Here is a 22,412-nt window from a genome sequence, read left to right as displayed (position 1 = left end):
CCTTACTTAGCGAGTGTGATCGGCGTTTGAGGCTGTTGTGTCTGTATCTGCGGCTTCGCCCGCGTCATCACCGTTAAATTCAATGGGCTTTTGAGTGCTAGAAACTGGCTCTTCAACAGGTGAACGAGCCTGTAACATAAGTGAATCGGCATTAACCACTTCTACAGGTGCTTGGTCTTTCAAATTTTGATGACCGGTAATCACCACATGCTCGTTGCCCTTCAAGCCACTGAGTATCTCTACATAGTCACCCTCTTGATAACCCACTTGAATTTCTTGTTTGTGGGCAAGGCCGTCATTCACAACAAACACATTGACTTTATTATCAATGCTGAGCATGGCTTTACGAGGCATAAGAGTAGCGTGCTGGTGGGTGTCGTAATTCAAACTGACATGGGCGAACATACCGGCTTTAAGCAATTTTTTATCATTTGGTACACGAAGCGTCACTTTAAACGTGCCAGTGGCGGCATCAATGACTGGGCTGATGCGCTCAACATAGGCAGTGACCGTACTGTCTTGCAATGCACTTAAGGTTAATTTTGCCGCTTGATTTTTATGCACCCGAGATAGTTCTTTTTCAGGTAAGTAGACAACGCCATGTAATTCATTTTGTTCGACGATATGGAACATTTGAGCACGTTGAAATGATTCGGTTAAATTACCCACTTTGGCGTTACGTGCGGCAATATAACCAGAAATAGGCGCCACGATAGTGGCTTCTTTTAAGTCTAACTGCGCCAGCGATAACGTCGCCTTAGTGGATGCGTATTGGGCGCTAATTTTATCGTAGGTGTCGTCGCTCACTAGCTTTTGGTTATACACCTTGTCTATTTTTGCCAACTCTTTTTCGATGCCAATTAAATCCGCTTTTGCCCGTGCGAGGTTTAAGCGATAACGCTCTGGCTCTAATTGCGCAAGTACTTGACCTTTGGTGACGTAATCACCTTCTTCTACGTAAATGTGTTCGATGATGCCCGAAGCGCGGGCGACTACGTAGGCTTCTTCTTTGGCTTCAAGTACCGCTGTGGTGGTGTAATTAGAGGAAATCTCGCCGATATGCAGTGCGCCTGCTTCTACGGGCACTGAAATGACCAATGCTTGTTCGGGCTCAGTGCTGGTGGCATCTGCGCCGCCACAAGCCGAAAGCAGTGCAGTGCTCATAAGTAATGTAAGTATCGTGAGTGCGTTAAAACTGATAAACGGTATCGTTTTAATCGTCATTTTATTCCCCTGTATCGTTATTTTTATGATGCTAAATATGTGTGTAAAGACCATGTGATGACGCGTTAAGTAAACTTTGTAGCGCTTTGGTCTGTTTTTTTCTTAATACAGCAGAAGTTGTGCCATGTAAAAAATTAACTTTTATTGCAACAAAATCAGTATGTTATATTACTTTTCTCGACTTGCAATTTTTTAGGTTAGGTCAAAAAAGCGATAGTTTGGCGTAAACCCCCACTTATTCGTCACGAGCCAAAGTATGCGCAAATCGATGTTGTCGGTTAGATGAAAAACACCGGAACACCGCGAGCGAACGGGTTGTTTTTTGGCCAGTAAAAGTTGCAAGTACTTAAGCAGTTTGTTCACAAGCGAACGCTGTGAAAGGCCTATCTAATATATGGTGAAAAAAGGTTAAGTTATTGTATTTTATCGAATTTATATTATTAAGGTTTGTTTGGCATAACACTTGTTTAAGCCTAGTTCAGCAACGTGAATAGCTTTGCTTTGTAACCAACACTCTTGATTAAGCAATACGGAGATAAACTATGAAAAAATTTACCCTTACGACACTAGCAGCGACCTCTTTACTTATGACTTCAGGTGCTTCCTTTGCTGCGACGAATGATGGTGTTGATCACCACGGTATTTATGTAGGTGCCGGTTATGGTTTAGTAGATGTGGATGGAGATGAAGACTTTGATCGTGACGATAACGCAGCCAATGTGTATATCGGCACACAGTTTAACCAATACGTATCGATTGAAGGTGGTTACATTGATTTCGGCGAGTACGGTAACGATACGTTCAACACCGAAGTTGACGGCTATACACTTGGCTTAAAAGCGGGTTTGCCAGTCAACGAATATATCACCGTGTACGCTAAAGGCGGACAGTTATGGTGGGACGCTGACATCAACGCAGCCGGTGTGAATGACAGCACAGACGGTGATGACTTGTTTTATGGCGTGGGTGCATCTTTCGCTGTGTCTGAAGGTTGGGATGTGCGCTTAGAATACACACGCTTTGACTTAGAGTTTGAACGTGATGAAATCGGCATTTTGTCAGAAATCGACAGCTTCGACAGCGATGTTGATTACGCCAGTGTTGCCGTGCAGTACACTTTCTAAGTTATAACACTCAGTGAGATTAATGCGCAAAAAGGGCCTGCTAAAAGCAGGCCCTTTTTTTATGTTTACCGTATATATACGAGTAGAAAGGTATTAGTTAGTATCTCCTTGTGCCGCCGCAATAATAATTTTCATCGCTTCTTCTTTGCTAAAACCAGACTCAATTAGCGCTTCATAGTACTTTCTTTGTAATTGTGCTCTCGCCTTTACCAACTCAGGGTCGCTCATGGCGCGTACCTGATTCTTCATTTGTTCAGCTAATTGCGAATTAACAAAATCAAGAGGGCTGCCCATTTGCTGGGCATGTGTGCTGGCCGTGAAAAATGTGCTCATCGCTACACCAGCGATGAGCATAGCAACACCTCTTGGTGTAACACGTGATAGATAAAACTGGGGCATGAGATGTTCCTTTTGCAGTTAATGGCATAAAACAAGCTATGGTTTGTCTACTTAGCAATGCCGGGCAGTAGAGTCGGTTTAATCTAAAAATTCTTTAATCTAAGATTTCTGGGTTTAATGGTAATAACCGTCTTTATCACAGTAATATTAGAGACAAGACTCCACAAAATAAGTTGCAATAAAAATGGTGGGTGTAATTAAGAGGAAGTAGGCGAGAATAAGCGAAAATGAATATAATAAGGCCCAGTGAAAACTAGGCCAAATCGTTTGCATGATAGCGCGACTGGCGAGTCGCTTAGCGCGTTAGGGTTTTAATCAAATCGCTGTGTTGTGGGAAGGTGCTGACAAGTTCTGCTTGTTCAGCTAACTGCATGTCTTGATATTCAAAACCCGGCGCGACGGCTTCGCCAATAAGCCCATAACCATAATCACCGGTCGTGGATATTTTTGATGCTTTCCATGTACCGCCTTTTACCACCATTTGCATCTCATGACCTTGGGTTGGATCAGGGCCGAGTATATGAGTTTCAAGGCTGCCGTCTTGATTGAGCAAATAATAGGTAATGGGGTCACCCACGTGGAAGTAATGCATAATATCCGAGCGGTTCATGTGAAAGTGACCGATGGGCGATTTCGCACTGAGCAAATAGTAGATAGATGTCATATTGACGCGCTCCCCATGCTCTGTGCTTAACATGGGGCGGTGATCCGCTTTAAACGTTTGACGATAAAAGCCGCCTTCCACATGACCCGTTAGATTAAGCGATTTTATTAGCTCTTCTGCGCTGAGTTTGGCATCCACCGGCTCAGTGGTCGGGGTTAACATCTCGTTTAACGTATCTTCATCTGGGGCCACTTTTGATGCCTCATAGGGCAGGGCATCTTTGTAAATATCCCAATTAGCGATGATATCATTCACCACTACACTGCCGACACTGTAGGCAGATTCAAGGGCTGATTGCATTCCAGCATAGCCATTTTCTCCGCTTTCCATGGCAAGGTTGTTTGCGGCGGTTAGACTGTCGGGCTGCATTGAATAGTTGCTAGCAGCGCGCAATACCATAAAACGCGACTTGTCAGCTTTTTGCGCGTTATCCAAATAGATCATCGATTGATAACTGCCGGTGTCTTCCATGCCTGAGGTCACAAAGTTAGCTTGGCCGTTACTCCAATAGGCTGACCAATCATTGGCCCATTCATTTAGTAAGTTTCCATGCCAGAAAGTAGCTGCCGCCATGTGGTCGCCAATTAATACAAACGGACGCTTACGGGCATTGGGGTAATTGAGGTATTTTTCACGTAATTCGTACATCGCAGGATAGTCGCTTAGTGCAGTATCTTTACTTAACTCATAGGCCCACTTAGTTAGCTGAGTGTTAAGCTGATATGCCTCACCATTCATGGCTTGCACCTTTTCATCACTCGGCGTGACGGGGTCTGCGCTGATAGGCTCTACGCTAAATAAGGGAAAGTAACCGCTTTTCCAATCTGCCGGAATTTCTCTGGCGTCAATTTCATGCGCTAGGTCGCCATCAACTAACCAGTTGGCCCACACAGCTGAGCCGATTGAGGCATCTTGCGGGTCAACCCCGGCTATGCCAGCGACTAACCAATAGGCGTGCGTTAAATCAAAGCGTGGATCTAACCCTAAGGCCATGATAGCCGCAGCTGCCTTTGCTGTGCCCATACCCGTGACTATGCCCATAACGCCTGTGTCTTCATTCACGTAAATATCGTGATGTGACATAGGAAATGCATAGCGGGTATCTAGATTTTGGCCTTCTTTCCACATTTGGAATTCGCCGGGCTTGTCGTCATCGTCTTCGCCAATTTCAAACATGGTGACCACTACGACTTTAATTTCTAGAGGTTGGGTCATTTCAGTGGCGGCTTGCGACGTGTTTGCAGCGCTTGATGGCGATGAAGTTGATGATGGCGTCGTGCTTTGACACGCAGTTAACGCAAGGTTTAAAAAAAGGATACTGGTGAGACAAAGCGCAGATTTGGAAAACGTTTTTAGCATAATGTAACCGTATATAAAAAAACAGGCATGCTAAATAGCATACCTGTCTGTTGGAATAAATCACCTATAAACATGGCTGGTGATTAGAACTTATAAGATACCGACGCTTGATAGTGACGTGGTAGCTCAGGCAACACAATTTGTGCACCAAACAAATCAGGGAAGTTAGCACGATAGTACTCTTCGTCCGTTAAGTTTTTGATGTTCAAGCTGGCTGACCAAGTATCTGTGGTGTATGTCACACCTGCATTCACCAAGGTGTACGAAGGTAGTTTCACAGATTGTGAGAAGCTAGAGTAAGTCTCATCAGCACGCACAATGCTGGCACTCGCCGCATAACCGTTTAAGAAGTCATAAGTAGCGTTTAACGTGTAGATGTTTTCAGGGATACCGGCTTTTCTGGCTGATTCTTTACTTGCACCTTCAGGGATCAGTGTTAAACCGACTGGGTTACCACCAAACACCAATGATGGGTCAGTTAAGCTGGTTAAATCTTCAGCACCTAAGAAACCGAACAATGAACCACCGTTGCCGTCGTTGTACGCGGTTAAGTTATACACCTTCATTTTGGTATAACCGGCGCCGACTACTAGTTGGTCGTTCACTACCCAACGTAGTTCAAATTCGGTACCTTTGTTTTGCGTGGTAGCGTTGGTCACAATTGCTTGTGCGTTAAAATCAGAACGCTCTTGTTCATATACAGACAAGGCGAAATATAACGAATCGTCTAAGAACGAACCTTTTACACCAAACTCAGTGAGTTCAGATGTATCAAATGCGCCGTTGTAGCTATTGCCTTCATCATCGATTAACTGACCGTAGCCAATTTCCGCACCTTGACCGGCCACTAAAGTTGCTTGCTCAGCCAGTGTCACATAGGGGATCAAGCCAAACTCGGTTTTATATGAAATACTGGTATTCCATGACGTACCGTCAACCGTTTCACTGGTTGACAGAATGTCACCTTTTTCGAGCAATAAATCACCGCGACTTGTTGTTTCTATGTCGATGGTGTCGTAACGCAGACCTAATACGATATTCAAACCCCAGTCCCACGTTAAGTCTGTCATGGCAGCGATACCATAATCGGTATAATTGCCCTTATCGTAGTTATCGTAATTGTCGTTGATACGAGTCGCCATTTCACGTCTATCAAGCGCTGTGGATTCCATGGTTAAATCGCGACGGTTGAAGTACTCATAGGTGAAATCATCACCGTGTAAAAAGTTGGTGTGACGAATCGACGGTGATACTTGAAATTGTGCTAGCAACGAGTTGGTTTCGTATTCAGTAGAGAAGATAAGTTTGTTCTCAACCACTGAGCTGTTGTGAAACTGCGAGAAACCGTAGGCGTTCTCGTTTAAGTTCTCATAGTCTTCATAGAAGAATTGATTTTTGATTTCCCAGCCGTTATCGCTGTAGTAAATCGCATCAAAATACAAAGTTTGTACCGTGTTTTGCAATACATCATCAGCTGCGACCAATACTTGATTGCGGCCCAATGTGGTCGTACCCACATTTTCTAATTGCATTAGATCAGTAGCATCTGCATCTGTGAACAAAGAAGGCACGGCGTAAAAGAAACCATTACCTGCTAAGTTCACTGCGCCATATTCTTCATGAGAAATTGCACCGCTACCATCTGTGTCGATGTTTTTCGCTGTGCCTGTGATATAGGTGCCGTTATCGATTAGATCTTGCGTTAGGCGGTTCCAACCAGCCACTTGGTTACCGTCGTAATCGTGGTACATACCGCCGAATTCGAAACGAAGGTTATCCGTTACATCGATATTGAATGAGCCTTGTAGCACGGTTTGGTCGGTACCTGAGTTTTCATAATAGCTACCTGAATTTTCAACCTCGCCGTACAAATAGAAACCTGCTTCTTTGCCGCCCAATGTAGCAGGGCCGCCGATTTCTGCAGTCATGACACTTTTATCCCATGACCCTAAGGTATAGGAAAAAGCGCCTTCGTTTTCTTCAAGATACTGGCCACCACTGGCGCGTGCTGACTTGGGATTAAAGTTTAAGTAGCCACCGATTTTGGCTGGGCCATAAATTGGAGATGCAGGGCCACGTACAATGTCAATGCGGCTTGATGCACCAATAGGAGTCGGATAGTTACCTGGGTTGTCTAAGCGCTTAACGCCGCGAAAATACGTTTCGCCTGGCGTACCACGCACGTCAAGTGAGCCTGCGACACCAAAAAATGATTGAGTAAACGTACCAGGCGAGAAGGCAACTAAATCGTCTATGTCGGTGACAGCAAAGCGCTCTAGCATTTCATCACTGATGGTAGATGCTGAACGGGGCGTCTCCAAAATTGACTTACCGAAGCCGAAAACGGCTTCTACGCCTTGACCAGGTAGACTACCTAGTGATCCCGTTACTTCAATTCGCTCTACATCGGCGGTTTCCTGAGTTGCCGATTCTTGAGCCGATATGGTGGGAGTTAGCGACATGGCTAATCCTAACAAAACAGCTTTGCTCAAGGTTGAGCTTTTAAATAAGGGATGGTTCATCTGTATTCCTCTCACTTTTATTCTTATGGATGTGTGTATAGTTTGAAATTATGGTGTTGCTACACGGACTAATAGCATGAAGGGTGCCAAAGACTTGTCCAAATGGTCAGGTAATTAGTCTAATAGGTAAGTTGTTGATATATATGATATATTTTATTTTTTCTTAGACCAAACACGATAAGGATGACGCAAAATAGTAGCGCAGCATTATTAGTTGCACCAAAATGGCTCGAAAATGACTTATTTGCACCGTAACACGACCAAGTGGCGCGTGAACCTATTGGTTAAATAAATTCACGATACCTGCAGACTTAGTTTAATTCACTGCAGATTGCAGCTTTTTGGCGAGTTTTGTATGCTCGATTTGCAGTTCTTGTTCGTCAATTGCGTAGTGTTGACCCTCTTCTATAACCCATTTACCTGCCAGCATCAGTTTATCAACTTGATGTGCACCGCACGTCACTATGGCTGCGATTGGGTCTCCGGCACCAGAGAAACGTAGTTCGCTTAAGTCAAAAATGGCTAAATCTGCTTGTTTGCCTGTGTGGATCTCACCAATGTCATGTCGATGAAGCAAAGAGGCTGAACCTTTCGTTGCGAGCCCTAAGGCATATTCAGCCGTGATATCGACAGCGCCATAACGTAACCTTTGTTGTAACAGAGATTGGCGAACTTCTTGTATCATGTTCGAACAGTCATTTGATGCTGAGCCGTCTACCCCTAAACCCACTCGGCAACCTGCTTTCATTAAATCCAACGTAGGGCATATGCCTGACGCCAACAGCATGTTTGAAGAAGGGCAGTGGGCAATACCGACTTTCGTATTGCCTAAACGGACAATTTCGTCTGGTGTGAAGTGAATGCCATGGGCTAGCCATGTTCTGTCGGTTAACCAGCCGCATTGTTCTAAATAATCTAATGGGCGTGCTCCGTAGATGCGCTGGCAAAATGCATTTTCGTCTTCGGTCTCGGCTAAGTGAGTATGAAGCAATACATCATTTTGCTTGGCTAAAAGGGCGGTTTGTTTCATCAATTCTTGAGAAACAGAAAATGGCGAACAGGGCGCCAGCGCAATTTGCAACATCGGGCTGGCATGCTTGTTAGCGGATTGGTGATAGGCGTCAATCACGCGCTGGGAGTCTTTGAGAATAATGTCTTCATTTTGTATAACAGAATCTGGAGGTAACCCCCCACTGCTTTGGCCCAAGCTCATGGAGCCTCGCGTCAGAATACCTCGACAACTTAACTCTGCTAACGCTTGAACCTGAACGTCAATGGCATGAGTGAGTCGCTTTGGGAACACATAATGATGATCTCCAATGGTTGTGCAGCCAGACTTCATTAACTCAAGCCCTGCTAATTTAGTTGCACTGTATAGCATCTCTTCGTCTAGGTTTTTCCATACTTTGTATAAAAATGTTAACCAAGGAAACAGTGGTTTATTCAGCGCCCCAGGCACACAACGCGTCAGGGTTTGATAGAAATGGTGATGAGTGTTGATCATGCCTGGCATGATCACTTTACCGGTGCAGCTTTCTATAGCATCGAAGTGTAACTTTGGTGTTTCGCCGCTTTTTACTAATTCAATAATACGGCTACCTTGGATCAATAAGCCGTTGCCGGCGTTTTGGTTGTTGGCGGTGAATACCGCTTCTGGAGATTTAAGCCATAACGTCGGTGATGTGCTTGCTTGCATAACGTGCGTCCCTCAAAAAATGCATACTAATGGGTATTACTTTTGTAGCTATTTAAAAAATAGGTGGTGTTAATGAACGTGTTTAATCTTATGAAATGGTAAATTCGTCCACTCGTTGCTGCTTCTCTTGTTGCTGTTCTCGTTGCTGCTCATTGCCGTTCAGACTCGTTGATTGGCGATTCATCAGCTAACACTGTGGCTGCTGGGTGATTGAATCGAGGCGCTAGTGACGGGTCTTGTGACTCAACATTATCTTCTTCCAGCTCACCAGCTTTTGGCTCGGGTATAGCAATGCTCATGATAATCGCGCAGAAACCGGCAGTGGTCACCGAAGATGAAAGTATGTTGTTGGCTAATTGCGGTAATTGGGCAAGTGTCTCAGGTACCATCATGACACCTAAACCTAATCCTAGAGACGTTGCGATAATAAGGCTTTTTCGTCTATCTATAGGCTCGCTGGTCAGTATTTTTACGCCCGCAACCGCAATAGTGGCAAACATAACAAGCGTTGCGCCGCCAAGCACAGGTTTAGGCATAAGCTGCAAGACACTGCCAACAACTGGAAATAAGCCAAGTAACACCAGAAAGCCGGCGATGTAAAATCCAACATGGCGACTGGCGACACCGGTCATTTGTATTACCGCATTGTTTTGCCCGAATGTGGTATTGGGAAAGCTATTAAACATGGCTGCCAACATAGAATTAACCCCGTCCGCTAAAATTCCCCCTTTTATGCGTTTGAGGTAAATCGGCCCTTTAATTGGCTCCTTACAAAAAAGGCTGTTGGCGGTTAAGTCTCCTGAGGTTTCAATTGCACTTAGGAAGTACACCAGTGCGATCGGAATAAACAATTCCCAGTCAAAGGCGACACCGTATTTAAACGGCTCAGGTATGCTGATTAAAGGGGATGACAGCATATTATTAAATGACAGGATCCCCTGATACCAAGCAATGATACAGCCTACTAACATGCCAATGAATATAGCGCTTAAGCGCAACAGTGGATATTTAGATGCATTAAGGGCAATCACGGTAATAAGTACGCTCAGGCCTAAGATGAGATTATGCGGCGCGCCAAAATCCGTTGCATTGAACCCGCCGGATAAATCGGTCATGCCAACTTTAATTAAGGTGATACCGATAGTGGTGATCACGATCCCTGTAGTGAGCGGGGTGATCACTGCTTTTAAATACTGAATAAATTGACTTAATACAATTTCAACAAAGGCACCAAAGAAACATAAACCAAACATCAGAGCCATGATTTCTTCATTCGACCCACCACGACTTTTTATTGCGGTTCCGGCGACTAACAGCGCGCTGATGAAAGTAAAACTCGTTCCCTGCACAGCGATAAGCCCGCAGCCGACAGGCCCAAATTTTTTAGCTTGAATAAAGGTGGATACGCCGGATGTCATCAGCGCCATACTGATCAGATAGGGTATTTCAGCCTGTAAGCCAAGCACAGAGCCGATGATCAATGTGGGGGTAATGATGCCAATAAAGCACGCCATAATATGCTGAAGCGCAGCAGTGGTGCTATGACCAACAGAAGGGACATCTGTTAAAGAATATAATATTTCACCGTTTTTGGGGCGAGTAGTCTGCATATGTTGGCCTATTTTTAATCTGTTATGGGAAACAAGTTTTTCAGGGTTCAATTATTTTGTAGTTGGCAAAGTCCATATTGCCGACAAATAAATGTGCCGTAACGGTCAGGTGTTTGACTAAAACTGTTGGCCCCTTGGTCTAAAAACGCCCGTTCAAATGCGTTGATACGGGAATGATAATCAGCCAGCAGCGCACGTTTAGTTTGCTCGTCAACAAAACCGTGCTTGAGTGAGTTTTCGGCTAAACCAGTCAGCTCTTGCCAGGATAAATTAAACTCTTTAACGGCAACAAAGTACTCGTCTGTCATATTTGAATCCCACATACCGCGGTCGTCGGTTGATAACGATACTGGGATCCCGGTGCGCAGGTATTCAGGGAAGGGGTGTTGATGATATTCATCGACGTATTCAAGCAGTAAATTACTTATAAGGTTAATCTCTACTAAATAGCGGTCGTTACGCATCAATAACATGGTGCCAGGATCGTCGATTAAGTTAACACCATGACCTATACGATTTGCGCCTAATAATAGGGTGTCCCTAACATGAAAATTGGGTTCATCTACCTCACCTGCATGGATGGCCAGCGGTATATTCGGGATGCGCTGGCGTAATTTTCGTAAAGTGGATAAAAACCGCAGTGGATACCCTTTATCGTTGTCTTCGCGGCCGACCATATTGATTCCCACGTAGATGTCTCTGTGCCTATCAACAAAGCGATACATCCATTCGAGCTCTTGTTCGGCGTTGGGTAAAAAGCGCAATAGCGCATATTGCAATCGGGCGGTGACCCCCGTGGAGATGGCATCATCTTGGGCTAACCGTTGACGGAATATATCGACTACCTCGTCCGGCGAATAGTGAGAGCCATCTGGTTTAATGCCGCCTTTAGCATTGGTTTGCGCTTCTATATATCGCAACCCTTCTCGTGCAAAAGACTGCATATTTTTAACCAATAATTCTGCCATGATGATTGGATTGCGATTCAGATCGCCCAGGCGAGACCAATGCTTTTCAAAAAATTCAGCCCGTCCTTCAAACGGCTTGTCTAATCTAATGCTATTCATCCATGCGGATTTTTGCTCGTTTGACAACGCGGTGAGTTCGCGATATTCACTTTTCTCGCAATCACTCAGCGCTGCATAGTGGCTGTGTTGAATCGTCTTGAATAACAATAATTGCGGATTTCCGCCAAATTCATTGCTGCCATAGCCATGACATTGTTTGATAAACACCTTAGTGTAATAGCGATATCCACCATTGGTTTTCTCATCAGTAGCAAGGTTGTACCACCAATGGCTAAAGCCCGAACCGCCAAGGTGGTGATGAAGGTCACCTCCTTTTGGTAGCGCATATAAAAAGTTATATAAGGCTGTGTTATCAGCCTGTTGCTTAAATGACTCAAACCAATGCGGTTTGGGGGTCATTGGCGTGTCTGCCTTTGTGCTTAAGGGGAGCAAAGTACAACCAAAGAAAACGAGAAGTTGTAAATAGTGATTCATGTAACGATAAGAATATCGATTGTTTTGGAGTGTCGGGTTCGAATTGTTGTGCAGATTGAGGTGGTGTTTATAAATGTAACGACGAATTTGTTGTACGATGTTCATAAGAGTGTCCGTAGCTGTTGACTGATAAAGTTTAGTCAAGATGGCAGAGTCCATTGCAATTATTTGACCAAATGGTCAGTCTGGAATATCTCTTTAACGTGTTGTAATTGAAGGAATAAATATCCGTTAGGTGTTGTAGGATTCACATTTTAAGCAAGGTTGCACTTTAATGGTGCAATTTACCTCTATTTTGATACACACATTTGCATCACACATCAATCAAATACACGCTTACTCATTGAATGGTAAACATTATCGTGATTACAAATTGATGAAGCGAGCTAGTCCGCATCGGCTAAAACGATCATGTATAGTGGTTGATAATGTGAATATTTGCTCAACACGTAACAGTGAACAGATACCCAGAATACTCTTGATTTATTGACTCGACATTTATAATGGAGAACACAGTGCAAAACAGTTCAGCCCTTGTCAGCCCACAATGGTTACATGCCCATTTGGATGATGCGAACATAATGGTTTTCATGAGTACGATGAACGTGATCACCACAGGCGAGCCAGAACCCATGCCTGCTGGTTATATCCCTAAAGCCCAAGTATTTGATTTTGAACATCAGATTTGCGAACCATCTAGCTCACTTCCTCACACTATGCCCAGTTCTGAGGTATTTCAGCAAGAAGTGCGAAAACTTGGGGTGAATAAAGACAGTATTGTGATTGTTTATGATAATCAGGGGATGTTTAGCGCACCACGCGTGTGGTGGATGTTTACGTGCATGGGCCACAAGCAGGTCTATGTGTTAAATGGTGGTTTTCCTGAATGGCAAAAAGCGGGATTCAAATGTGCCGAAACGTTGTCGCAAGCGAAGCAAGAAGGAGACTTTATTAGTCAATTTCATGCTGAGCGTATGATAGATGCCAGTGGTGTATTAGCTGCACTTGATGCACCTGACTGTCATGTCATAGACGCCCGTTCAGCAGATAGGTTTTATGCAAAGGTAGCAGAGCCGAGACCGCACCTTCGCAGCGGCCATATGCCAAATGGGTTGAATTTACCTTTTAGTGACTGCATTGAAAGTGCTCAATTGTTAAGCCCCCAACGACTGCGGACTAAATTCGATGCATTAGGTGTCCGTGAGAATGACAAGTTAATGTTCAGTTGTGGTTCGGGGGTAACAGCCTGTGTTTTAGCCTTGGCCGCTAATGAGGCCGGGTATCAAAATATACAAGTTTATGACGGTTCATGGAGTGAGTGGGGTGCAGATGAAAGATTACCTGTTGTTAGATAATCATATAAGAACCCGCGCTAGTCGCTAGCACCTTCTGTTAAGCAAAGGTAAGCAATTTATTCAGTGAGTATTCATTCACCCAAGTAGATAATTCTATCATTCAAATTTAGCGATTGTGACCATCGCCATGTAAAGGAAATAATATGAAAAACGTGTTTGCTATTGTTACTCTGTTGGCGTCAAGCGCCGCATTAAGTTTTAGTCCACTCAGCGCCGCCAGTGCTGAGGACAAGGTGCATCAAATCAGCGTTAGTGGCCAAGCGAATGTGGCAAGTGTGCCAGACCTGTTCCAGTTCAGTGTTTATGTAGAGGAGCAAGGAGAGCGGGTTCAAAATCTAAACAGTGTAGTCGCAGACAAAACCCAAACCATTATCAGCAGTGTGTTGGCTTTTGGTGTTGACAAAAAAGACGTGCAATCAATGCGTGTTCAGCTTAATCCTTGGTACGAACACAGTAATAACCAACGCATTCAAAAAGGCTTCAAGCTTTCAAGAGAAATTAACTTCACCTTGCGCGATATTGCCCTGTATGACCAAGTGATTGATGCGGTATTAGCGACGGGAGCGAGCCGTATTGATGGCTTCAATTATGTTGTCGAAGATCCACAGCCGCAGTATTTAGCGGCGTTAGAATTGGCACTGAAGGACGCAAAATTACGGGCCTCTCGTATGGCAAAAACCTTGGGCGCCAAACTAGGTAAGGTTATATCAATCAGCGAAAATAGCGGCTATTCACCCATGCCTAGAGGTCGTGAAGTGATGATGATGAGCAAATCAAGTGATTCACTACCAGGCCAAATTAACACCGCTGCGCAGGTAAACGTGACATTCGAATTGGTTGAGTAAAGTGAGGCGGTTAAATGCCTAATAGTGAAATGCGAGCTTAATATTGTTATCAAAAACGTGCTTGATTAGCTATACCGTGCAGGATTAATTTTAAAGGTTTAGGAAAAAGAGGTTAGCGAATACAGCATACCCATGGATGCTGTATTCGTTTATCTACTTAATTGATTTCGTGAAAAGTCAATTTTCAATAGTAATAATCAAGTTCTACTTCGGGCGGAGCAATAACGACCAACCAATATATGAAGGCACAAATAACCATCGCCAGTACTAAAGCTAATATCAGTCTTGAATGATTAATCCCGCTTTTCGATTGCACATTTTTATGCCCATGAAGCATCGCACCGATCAAGGGCTTCTTAAGCAATAACTCGTAACTTAAAATAGCACTAATGTGTAAACCAATAATCACCAATAATACATCGAACAGGGTGTGATGCAGCCACTGCATGATACCCTGCGTCTCATCAGATACGCTTGAGTAATAAGGCCCTGTAAATAACACATCATCGGTAACGAACAGACCGCTTAATGCCTGAGCGCCGACCACAATCAAAATAGCGGGCACCATTAGGGCGCCGAGTGGATTATGCCCCGTGTACGTTGATGGATGGCGGCTAAAAAGTGTACTTGTGTAGTGTAAAATGGCGCTAGGGCCACGTAAAAAAGAACTAAACCGGGCATGTTTTGGCCCAGCAAATCCCCAAATTATTCGAAATATTACCAAGCCTAATAAACCGTAACCAAATTTAGCATGCAGATCCATGTAGCCATCTAATACTTCAGCCGTTAGCCACTGCGCAAAAATCAGCAGTACGAGGGCCCAATGAAAAATGCGTAAGGGGAGATCCCAGACCAATGTTTTGTGATGTGTCATATTTTGGCTCGAATAATGAATACTAAAAAAAGGAATATACAGAATATTGTTACTAACGATAAAGCACAACTCAAGAGGAATTATGTATTTGTCTTGGTGGTGGTCTAGTTTTTGTCCTTATTGCCTGTGTCGCGAGGAGTAAATGACCTCACAGTTGAGCGGCAATTAGTCAGTTTCACCATGGTAAACACCTCTTACCAGTTTATTAATCCGTCAAATTCCCTTTTTACGCTGTTATTTGGCTGATTTTAAGGAAAATAAAGTAGCATATTCTCTATTTTCAAGCATAAAATGCGCGCAAAACTACTATGACCTTTTTATTACATTAACTGGGTTTAAACAACAAGGTTCAGCACATAAACCAAAGAGTGACTGCTGCAGCCAATTTATCACCTTATTAACACGACTGAGATTTCCTATGTTGCAGGCAAATTTACCATCAATACGCCAGACTATTCGCACTAATACCTACCTCAATGAGGGGGATAGTGTTGAATATATGCTCAAGACTAATCCATTGAGTCAAGAGGCGCGCAATAACGTACATGCAACGGCGTTATCATTTGTAGAGCATTGTAGAGCGAATCCCGACAAGCAGGGGTTATTTGACGCCTTCCTACAAGAATACAGTTTATCTAGCCATGAAGGTGTCGTGTTGATGTGTTTAGCTGAAGCACTATTGCGGGTACCTGATAGCTATACTGTTGACCGTCTTATCGCTGAAAAAATTCATCTTGGCCAGTGGGGTGAGCACATAGGTAACTCTGAAGAGTTACTAGTGAATGCTGCAAGCGTAGGCTTATCGCTTACCAGTAAAATACTAGGTAAAGAACAGAGTAAAGGCCAGAGTAATGAGCAGGGCAGCAATGATGAGCCAAGCAACTGGTTCCGTAAGCTTATTCAACGAGTAGGTGAGCCTGTTGTGCGCGGTGCGACGTTGCAGGCCATGAAATTTATGGGGCAGCAATACGTATTGGGCCGAGATATTAAAGAAGCGGCAAAGCGTGGTAGAAAAGGCAATGTTGAAGGCACTCGCTTCTCATTTGATATGTTAGGGGAAGGGGCCAGAACCTACAAAGATGCCAATAAATATTATGATGCTTATTTATCAGCTATCCGCTCCATTGGGCAAAGTAACGATGAGAGCGATGTTAATTTAGCGGACGGGATATCGGTAAAACTCAGTGCGTTGCACCCACGTTATGAATTCAGTCATCATCATTTAGTGATCGATGAATTACTGCCAAGCGTTTTGTCTTTGGCGCTTGAAGCCAAAAAATTCAATATTGGTTTTACCATTGATGCAGAAGAAGCAGCTCGCTTGGACATTGAACTCGATGTATTTCAAGCACTGGCGTTTGCGCCGGAATTAGCCAATTGGAACGGATTGGGTTTTGTGCTGCAAGCCTATCAGAAACGTGCACTTTTTGTAGTGGACTGGCTGGTCGAGTTAGCGAAAGCAAGTGAACGTACATTAATGGTGCGCTTAGTTAAAGGCGCATATTGGGATGCAGAAATTAAACATGCACAAGAAATGGGGTTGAGTGAATTTCCGGTCTTTACTCGAAAAGTACACACAGATTTGAGTTATCAAGTTTGTGCTGGCAAATTGCTCGATAACCGAGATTGTATCTACCCTCAATTTGCAACACACAATGCTTATACTGTTGCGCTCATAATGGAAATGGCGGGAGACGACACCAATAGTTTTGAGTTCCAGCGTCTGCACGGCATGGGTGACTTACTTTACGGCCAAATTAGAGAAACCACCGGGCGTGAGTTACCTCTAAGAGTCTATGCGCCAGTGGGTGTTCACAGAGACCTACTCCCTTACTTAGTGCGTCGATTACTTGAGAACGGCGCCAATGGTTCATTTGTTAATCAATTCTTAGATGGTAAAATTGCCGCCTCGAATCTGGTGCAGAGTGTTGAAACAACAATCGGCAAGGCTCAGGGAAGCCGCAATAGCCAAATCCCTCTGGCTCAGGACATATTTAACGCCTTCGGTGAAAAGCGTGATAACTCCCGGGGTATCGATTTAGACGATCCTCTGGCATTTGCTACGGTTGCCCATCAAGTAACGGCTTTTTCTGAAAAAAAATGGCAGGCAGGACCGATCATCAACGGCGTGATGAACACCGACAATGCTTACCCTTTGTATTCGCCTGCCGCTACTGACAGCCTGATAGGGTACTGCACCGATGCTTCTGCAAAAGATGTAGACATTGCGATGAATGCGGCGTCTGCAGCGCAACCAGCTTGGCAAGCAACGCCAGTAAATCAGCGTGCACAAATCATGGAAAAGGTTGCTGATTTATTGGAAGCACAAACAGAAGAGCTAACCGCACTCATCAGTTTTGAAGCGGGTCGTACCTTAAACGATGGTATATCAGAAGTACGAGAAGCTGTTGATTTCTGTCGCTACTACGCGTTACAAGTGCGCCATCTGGTATCCGATAGCCCAACCCAACCCAAGTTAAAACAAGGTCAGGGCGTTTTCGTGTGCATTAGCCCTTGGAACTTCCCGTTAGCTATTTTTGTTGGTCAAATTGCAGCAGCGTTAGTGGCAGGTAATACAGTCGTGGCCAAACCGGCGGAACAGTCGCCATTGATTGCGACTCAAGCTATTAAACTAATGCACGATGCAGGGGTGCCCACAGATGTATTGCACTTACTGACGGGCTCTGGACGCGAACTTGGTCCAGTACTAATGGCTGATGAAAGGGTTGCAGGGGTCGCATTTACTGGGTCTACCGCAACGGCACAGAGTATTCAAAAGGAGTTGATTAAACGTGGTACTACCTTGCCGCCTTTTATAGCTGAAACGGGCGGACAAAATGTCATGTTAGTGGACTCAACAGCGCTACCCGAGCAGGTCGTTGATGATGTCATTCAATCTGCGTTCTTAAGTGCTGGGCAACGTTGTTCTGCGCTGCGTGTATTGTATGTACAAAATGATATCGCCGATAACTTGATTGACATGTTAAAAGGTGCGCTTGCTACCTTACAAATAGATCAACCCTGGAAACTAAGTACAGATCTTGGGCCAGTCATCGACGCAAATGCATTAAATACATTGCAAGCGCATTGTGAAAAAATGACCAAAGAAGCCAAATTTGTTGCCAAGGCAAAGGCACCAAAAGACGTTAAAGGCTTTTATATTTGTCCTCAGGTGTTTGAAATTGAAAATATCAATGTACTAGAACGCGAAGTCTTTGGACCTATCTTACATATTGTTCGCTATAACGCGAAAGAGTTAGACCGCGTTCTTAAAGACATTAACGATACAGGTTATGGCTTAACGCTGGGAGTGCATAGTCGACTTAAAGAGTTCGCCGATAAGGTGTACGCTGAAACACATGTTGGTAATACCTACATCAATCGAAACATGGTCGGGGCGGTCGTTGGGGTAAACCCGTTTGGTGGTCATGGTCTATCAGGTACTGGTTTCAAAGCCGGAGGTCCGCACTACTTATTACGTTTTACTAATTTATGGGCTGCGGAGCCTGTTGTCGATCAACTACCTAGCGAAATATCAGAGACGTCTAGCCTTAGCAAAGATACCCAAATGAGTTTGCGCGTGGCCAAAGCTGAGCAAAGTACTTGGCAAAAGGTGCCCATCACCCAGCGCATTAAGTTCATTGAGAATGCTTTCGCGGGTGCGCAACATCTACCGGCATTTTCAGCGATGCCAGCGGATAGCTTAAAGCAAGCTTCGCGAATGTTTGCACAAGCGCGGCACAATTTTGGCGAGGCCATAACGTTACCAGGGCCAACAGGTGAAACGAATGAGCTATCACTTCACGGCCGCGGTGTATTTTTAGTCGTGCTTAAACAAGGTGATGAAGTAACCAATTTACTGCAAGCAATGGGAGCTTTGTTAGCAGGAAATAGTATTGTGCTTATTCATTTAGCGCAAACGCCAGCTAGCACCAGCTCGGTGTACAAAGCGTTAGAAAGTTTTGTGCCGATGGCAAACGTGCAATGTATTGATTCACAACAAGCGTTAATGGCACTGTTATTAATCGACGGTATAGCAGGCGTGGCAGGAAGTAACGCCCCAGGACTCATTAGCGCTTTGGGTGCCAGAAAGGGGGCAATCATCCCGTTTGTGGGAAGTATGTCTGCAGATTATAGTTTGCTGCGTTTTGCCACAGAAAAAACCAAGACGGATAACGTCGTAGCCACAGGTGGTAATGCGATGCTGCTAAACCTTAAAGAGTAAACTTGAGGTTGATATTATTCGTTGTTGTTGATTTAAGCAGCACTTATCACTGGATGATTAGTGTTAATGCTGCTTAAATTAAGCCTTTTGGGTAATTTACCTGACACTAATTCTGTCTATGATTAGCATGAACAAAACTAAAAACGATAAAATCGTGTTACTACAAGGCAAATACAATGAAAAAAGGCCAAGACACCTTAGACCGCACTGATCTTAAAATACTCGATATACTACAAAGAGAGTGTCGTATATCTAACGTAGAATTAGCCAACCAAATACATTTAAGCCCCACACCGTGCTTAGAGCGTGTTCGTCGTTTAGAGAAAAACGGCTATATCGAAAAATATGTCGCACATTTAAACCCTAAAAAGTTAAAGGCTAATTTGACGGCCTATGTACAGCTTTCACTTGCCAGTACCAGTACTGAGTCAGTAAAAGAATTTAATCAACAAGTCAGTGAAATTGATGAAATTGTGGAATGCGCGATGGTTGCAGGACAGTTTGATTACCTGATTAAAATCCGTATTGAAAACATGGATGAGTACTGTAAATTTTTGGGTTCAAAATTAGCCTCTATAAAAGGCGTGACGCAAACTCACACCTACGTCGTAATGGAAGAAGTCAAGTCAACTCATCTCATTCAATTATAAGAAATGATAGATTGACCTGCTTGTATGGCTGAAAGCCTGATGTAAATCAGGCACAATGTCGCCACAGATTCCTATGACGTACAAGCAGCATGAATAAAATTGCAATATTTGGGGCCAACGGCCGAATGGGTCGCGTATTAATTGAAGCGATAGATCAATCGCAAAATGCCACATTAAACGCGGCATTTGTCAGAGCAAGCTCCTCTATGATGGGTGTTGATGTTGGGGAACTAGCGGGCATAGGCCAGCGTGGACTCACTGTCACTGACGCCAATTCCGCTGACTTTTCGCAAATTGACATTGTCATCGATTTCACCCTCCCAGAAGCGCTCGAAGCTAATTTAGCCCTGTGTGTCCAACAAAAAAAGCCAGTCGTCATCGGTACGACAGGTTTAAACCAACAGCAAAAAGACGCTCTGCAACGGGCGAGCCAGCATATTCCTATCGTTTTTGCTGCTAATTACAGTATCGGGGTCAACCTATTACTTAACTTAGCCCGCCAAACTGCGCGTGTTATGGGGGGGACGGCAGACATCGAGATTATAGAAGGCCATCACAGGTTTAAAAAAGATGCGCCGTCTGGTACTGCCGTGGCAATAGGTGAAGTTATCGCTGATGAGCTTGGCCGTGACCTATCTACCTGTGCTGTATATGGCCGTGAAGGCGACACGGGCGAGCGTGACCAACAAACGATTGGCTTCGCTACCGTCAGGGCAGGGGATATAGTGGGTGAACACACCGCACTGTTTGCAGATATTGGTGAGCGAATCGAATTAACCCATAAAGCCTCAAGCCGCCTGACCTTTGCTAATGGTGCTGTTAAAGCCGCTGTTTGGCTTAAGAATAAATCCCCAGGGCTCTATGATATGCAAGATGTATTGGGGCTAGCCTAATACGTCCCATATCAAGTGAGCATAACTTAGGGTTTTAACCCTTAATGCAGTAAATGTGGTTGAAAGCACTGTTTTAACTATTTTTCTAATTGGGAATAGACCTTAATCAGGCTTTCATGTATATTATTGCGAATTTGCCAAATTTTAGTGGGTTTTTAGTAAATCCATGGAATTAATAGCTGCAAATACGGTAAAGCGGGATGTAATTCAACTAGTTACAGCCCGTTTTTTATAGGTTTTTGCACATTGCCCGTGTAAACACCTTAGGTTAACTATATTCGGAGGTTGACTTGGCTAATTCCGCCCTTTTAGTGCTAGAAGATGGGTCTGTTTTCAATGGCACGGCTATCGGAGCGACTGGTATGTCTGTTGGTGAAGTGGTGTTTAACACCTCAATGACAGGTTATCAGGAAATTCTTACTGATCCCTCTTACGCAGAACAAATCGTAACTTTAACCTATCCCCATATTGGTAACACCGGTACCAATAGCGAAGATTGTGAATCAACAAAAGTGTGGGCCAAAGGCCTTATCATTAGAGATTTACCGCTGCTAGCGAGTAATTTTCGTAGTGAACAATCGTTGTCTGAATACCTTCGTGTAAATAATATTCTTGGTATCGCAGATATCGACACTCGCCGTTTAACGCGTATTTTGCGTGATAAAGGCGCGCAAAATGGCTGCATCATCGCAGTCGATTCAAGCTCTGAGATTACGCTTGATAAAGAATTGGCCCTTGAGAAGGCGAAAGCGTTCTCTGGTTTGAAAGGTTTGGATCTTGCCAAAGAAGTCACCACTGACGAAGTCTACAGTTGGACCGACGGTTCATGGACGCTTGGCCAAGGCTTCAACGAAAAGCAAACTGATTTGCCGTTTCACGTCGTAGCCTACGATTTTGGTGCCAAACACAACATTTTACGTATGTTAGTAGACAGAGGCTGCCGATTAACGGTGGTACCTGCTAAAACCACAGCAGAAGATGTACTGGCGTTAAACCCAGATGGCGTGTTTTTATCCAACGGCCCTGGTGATCCTGAGCCTTGCGTTTACGCGATCGAAGCGATTAAGACCTTGCTCGATAAAAACCTGCCTATTTTTGGTATCTGTTTAGGGCATCAATTATTGGCACTAGCCAGTGGTGCAAAAACTGTAAAAATGAAATTCGGTCATCACGGTGCTAACCACCCAGTGAAAGACATACTTGGTCAGCGCGTCATGATCACCAGCCAAAACCACGGTTTCGCTGTTGATGAACAATCGATGCCTGACAATTTAGATGTTACCCATGTGTCATTGTTTGACCAGTCATTACAAGGTATACACCGTAATGATAAGCCCGCGTTTAGCTTCCAGGGACACCCTGAAGCGAGCCCCGGCCCTCATGACGCGGCACCTTTGTTTGATCACTTCATTAAATTGATGCAAGCAACACGCTAAGACGACCCTTAAGCCCCAAATTTAGAGTAACAAG

15 protein-coding genes are annotated in these 22,412 nt (G+C 44.2%); 7 read left to right on the top strand and 8 right to left on the bottom strand.

Annotated features, from left to right (window positions below; all coding sequences use genetic code 11):
* Positions 1-6: 6 nt before the first annotated feature.
* Complete coding sequence (locus tag PATL_RS11370) at positions 7-1,224, bottom strand: efflux RND transporter periplasmic adaptor subunit (RefSeq protein ID WP_011575029.1); 1,218 nt, start codon at positions 1,222-1,224, stop codon at positions 7-9.
* 542 nt (positions 1,225-1,766) lie between these two features.
* Here PATL_RS11370 and PATL_RS11365 point away from each other — a divergent pair.
* Positions 1,767-2,348 (top strand): porin family protein, encoded by a 582-nt coding sequence (locus tag PATL_RS11365; protein WP_011575028.1) that lies wholly within the window; start codon positions 1,767-1,769, stop codon positions 2,346-2,348.
* 93 nt (positions 2,349-2,441) lie between these two features.
* On the opposite strand, the gene PATL_RS11360 is transcribed toward PATL_RS11365, so the two are convergent.
* The 6 genes from PATL_RS11360 to PATL_RS11335 all read right to left on the bottom strand — a co-directional run bounded on the left by PATL_RS11360 (position 2,442) and on the right by PATL_RS11335 (position 12,205).
* A complete protein-coding gene (locus PATL_RS11360; RefSeq protein WP_011575027.1) occupies positions 2,442-2,747 on the bottom strand; it encodes a hypothetical protein in 306 nt (101 codons plus the stop codon).
* Positions 2,748-3,042: 295 nt separating this feature from the next.
* Positions 3,043-4,770 (bottom strand): cupin domain-containing protein, encoded by a 1,728-nt coding sequence (locus PATL_RS11355; protein ID WP_011575026.1) that lies wholly within the window; start codon positions 4,768-4,770, stop codon positions 3,043-3,045.
* An 83-nt stretch (positions 4,771-4,853) separates the two neighbouring features.
* The gene (locus tag PATL_RS11350) at positions 4,854-7,292 is read right to left on the bottom strand and encodes a TonB-dependent siderophore receptor (protein WP_011575025.1); all 2,439 of its coding nucleotides are present in this window, start codon (positions 7,290-7,292) and stop codon (positions 4,854-4,856) included.
* A gap of 316 nt (positions 7,293-7,608) precedes the next feature.
* Positions 7,609-8,988 carry an 8-oxoguanine deaminase gene (locus PATL_RS11345; protein WP_011575024.1) on the bottom strand — a complete coding sequence of 460 codons (1,380 nt, stop codon included), beginning with the start codon at positions 8,986-8,988 and terminating at the stop codon, positions 7,609-7,611.
* A gap of 149 nt (positions 8,989-9,137) precedes the next feature.
* Entirely contained in the window at positions 9,138-10,598 is a 1,461-nt protein-coding gene (locus tag PATL_RS11340; RefSeq protein ID WP_011575023.1) for a uracil-xanthine permease family protein, read from the bottom strand.
* A 47-nt stretch (positions 10,599-10,645) separates the two neighbouring features.
* Positions 10,646-12,205: an adenosine deaminase family protein gene (locus PATL_RS11335; RefSeq protein ID WP_041713722.1), complete on the bottom strand. Its 1,560-nt coding sequence runs from the start codon at positions 12,203-12,205 to the stop codon at positions 10,646-10,648.
* Positions 12,206-12,615: 410 nt separating this feature from the next.
* On the opposite strand from PATL_RS11335, the gene PATL_RS11330 reads away from it, so the two are divergent.
* Positions 12,616-13,455: a sulfurtransferase gene (locus tag PATL_RS11330; protein ID WP_041713719.1), complete on the top strand. Its 840-nt coding sequence runs from the start codon at positions 12,616-12,618 to the stop codon at positions 13,453-13,455.
* 143 nt (positions 13,456-13,598) lie between these two features.
* A complete protein-coding gene (locus PATL_RS11325) occupies positions 13,599-14,300 on the top strand; it encodes an SIMPL domain-containing protein (RefSeq protein WP_011575020.1) in 702 nt (233 codons plus the stop codon).
* 184 nt (positions 14,301-14,484) lie between these two features.
* On the opposite strand, the gene PATL_RS11320 is transcribed toward PATL_RS11325, so the two are convergent.
* Positions 14,485-15,174: a cytochrome b/b6 domain-containing protein gene (locus PATL_RS11320; RefSeq protein ID WP_011575019.1), complete on the bottom strand. Its 690-nt coding sequence runs from the start codon at positions 15,172-15,174 to the stop codon at positions 14,485-14,487.
* Between the two features lie 418 nt (positions 15,175-15,592).
* Between PATL_RS11320 and putA the strand changes: the two genes are divergently transcribed.
* The 4 genes from putA (at position 15,593) to carA (ending at position 22,378) form a co-directional block, all read left to right on the top strand.
* On the top strand, positions 15,593-19,399 hold the full coding sequence (gene putA / locus PATL_RS11315; RefSeq protein ID WP_011575018.1) for a bifunctional proline dehydrogenase/L-glutamate gamma-semialdehyde dehydrogenase PutA: 3,807 nt from the start codon (positions 15,593-15,595) through the stop codon (positions 19,397-19,399).
* A 176-nt stretch (positions 19,400-19,575) separates the two neighbouring features.
* A complete protein-coding gene (locus tag PATL_RS11310; protein WP_006993387.1) occupies positions 19,576-20,049 on the top strand; it encodes an Lrp/AsnC ligand binding domain-containing protein in 474 nt (157 codons plus the stop codon).
* Positions 20,050-20,138: 89 nt separating this feature from the next.
* Complete coding sequence (gene dapB, locus PATL_RS11305; protein ID WP_011575017.1) at positions 20,139-20,942, top strand: 4-hydroxy-tetrahydrodipicolinate reductase; 804 nt, start codon at positions 20,139-20,141, stop codon at positions 20,940-20,942.
* 290 nt (positions 20,943-21,232) lie between these two features.
* Positions 21,233-22,378: a glutamine-hydrolyzing carbamoyl-phosphate synthase small subunit gene (carA, locus tag PATL_RS11300; protein WP_011575016.1), complete on the top strand. Its 1,146-nt coding sequence runs from the start codon at positions 21,233-21,235 to the stop codon at positions 22,376-22,378.
* Positions 22,379-22,412: the final 34 nt, after the last annotated feature.

The sequence above is a fragment of the Paraglaciecola sp. T6c genome (assembly GCF_000014225.1).
Taxonomy (GTDB): domain Bacteria; phylum Pseudomonadota; class Gammaproteobacteria; order Enterobacterales; family Alteromonadaceae; genus Paraglaciecola; species Paraglaciecola atlantica_A.
The sequence above is the reverse complement of the archived record's forward strand: the minus strand, read 5'-3'. Positions and strand labels throughout refer to the sequence as shown.

What these genes read in the sequence shown, in the direction of transcription:
- PATL_RS11370 (WP_011575029.1), bottom strand. Translation starts at nt 1,224, where the DNA reads ATGACGATTAAAACGATACCGTTTATCAGTTTTAACGCACTCACGATA.
- PATL_RS11365 (WP_011575028.1), top strand. Translation starts at nt 1,767, where the DNA reads ATGAAAAAATTTACCCTTACGACACTAGCAGCGACCTCTTTACTTATG.
- PATL_RS11360 (WP_011575027.1), bottom strand. Translation starts at nt 2,747, where the DNA reads ATGCCCCAGTTTTATCTATCACGTGTTACACCAAGAGGTGTTGCTATG.
- PATL_RS11355 (WP_011575026.1), bottom strand. Translation starts at nt 4,770, where the DNA reads ATGCTAAAAACGTTTTCCAAATCTGCGCTTTGTCTCACCAGTATCCTT.
- PATL_RS11350 (WP_011575025.1), bottom strand. Translation starts at nt 7,292, where the DNA reads ATGAACCATCCCTTATTTAAAAGCTCAACCTTGAGCAAAGCTGTTTTG.
- PATL_RS11345 (WP_011575024.1), bottom strand. Translation starts at nt 8,988, where the DNA reads ATGCAAGCAAGCACATCACCGACGTTATGGCTTAAATCTCCAGAAGCG.
- PATL_RS11340 (WP_011575023.1), bottom strand. Translation starts at nt 10,598, where the DNA reads ATGCAGACTACTCGCCCCAAAAACGGTGAAATATTATATTCTTTAACA.
- PATL_RS11335 (WP_041713722.1), bottom strand. Translation starts at nt 12,205, where the DNA reads ATGAACATCGTACAACAAATTCGTCGTTACATTTATAAACACCACCTC.
- PATL_RS11325 (WP_011575020.1), top strand. Translation starts at nt 13,599, where the DNA reads ATGAAAAACGTGTTTGCTATTGTTACTCTGTTGGCGTCAAGCGCCGCA.
- PATL_RS11320 (WP_011575019.1), bottom strand. Translation starts at nt 15,174, where the DNA reads ATGACACATCACAAAACATTGGTCTGGGATCTCCCCTTACGCATTTTT.
- putA (WP_011575018.1), top strand. Translation starts at nt 15,593, where the DNA reads ATGTTGCAGGCAAATTTACCATCAATACGCCAGACTATTCGCACTAAT.
- PATL_RS11310 (WP_006993387.1), top strand. Translation starts at nt 19,576, where the DNA reads ATGAAAAAAGGCCAAGACACCTTAGACCGCACTGATCTTAAAATACTC.
- dapB (WP_011575017.1), top strand. Translation starts at nt 20,139, where the DNA reads ATGAATAAAATTGCAATATTTGGGGCCAACGGCCGAATGGGTCGCGTA.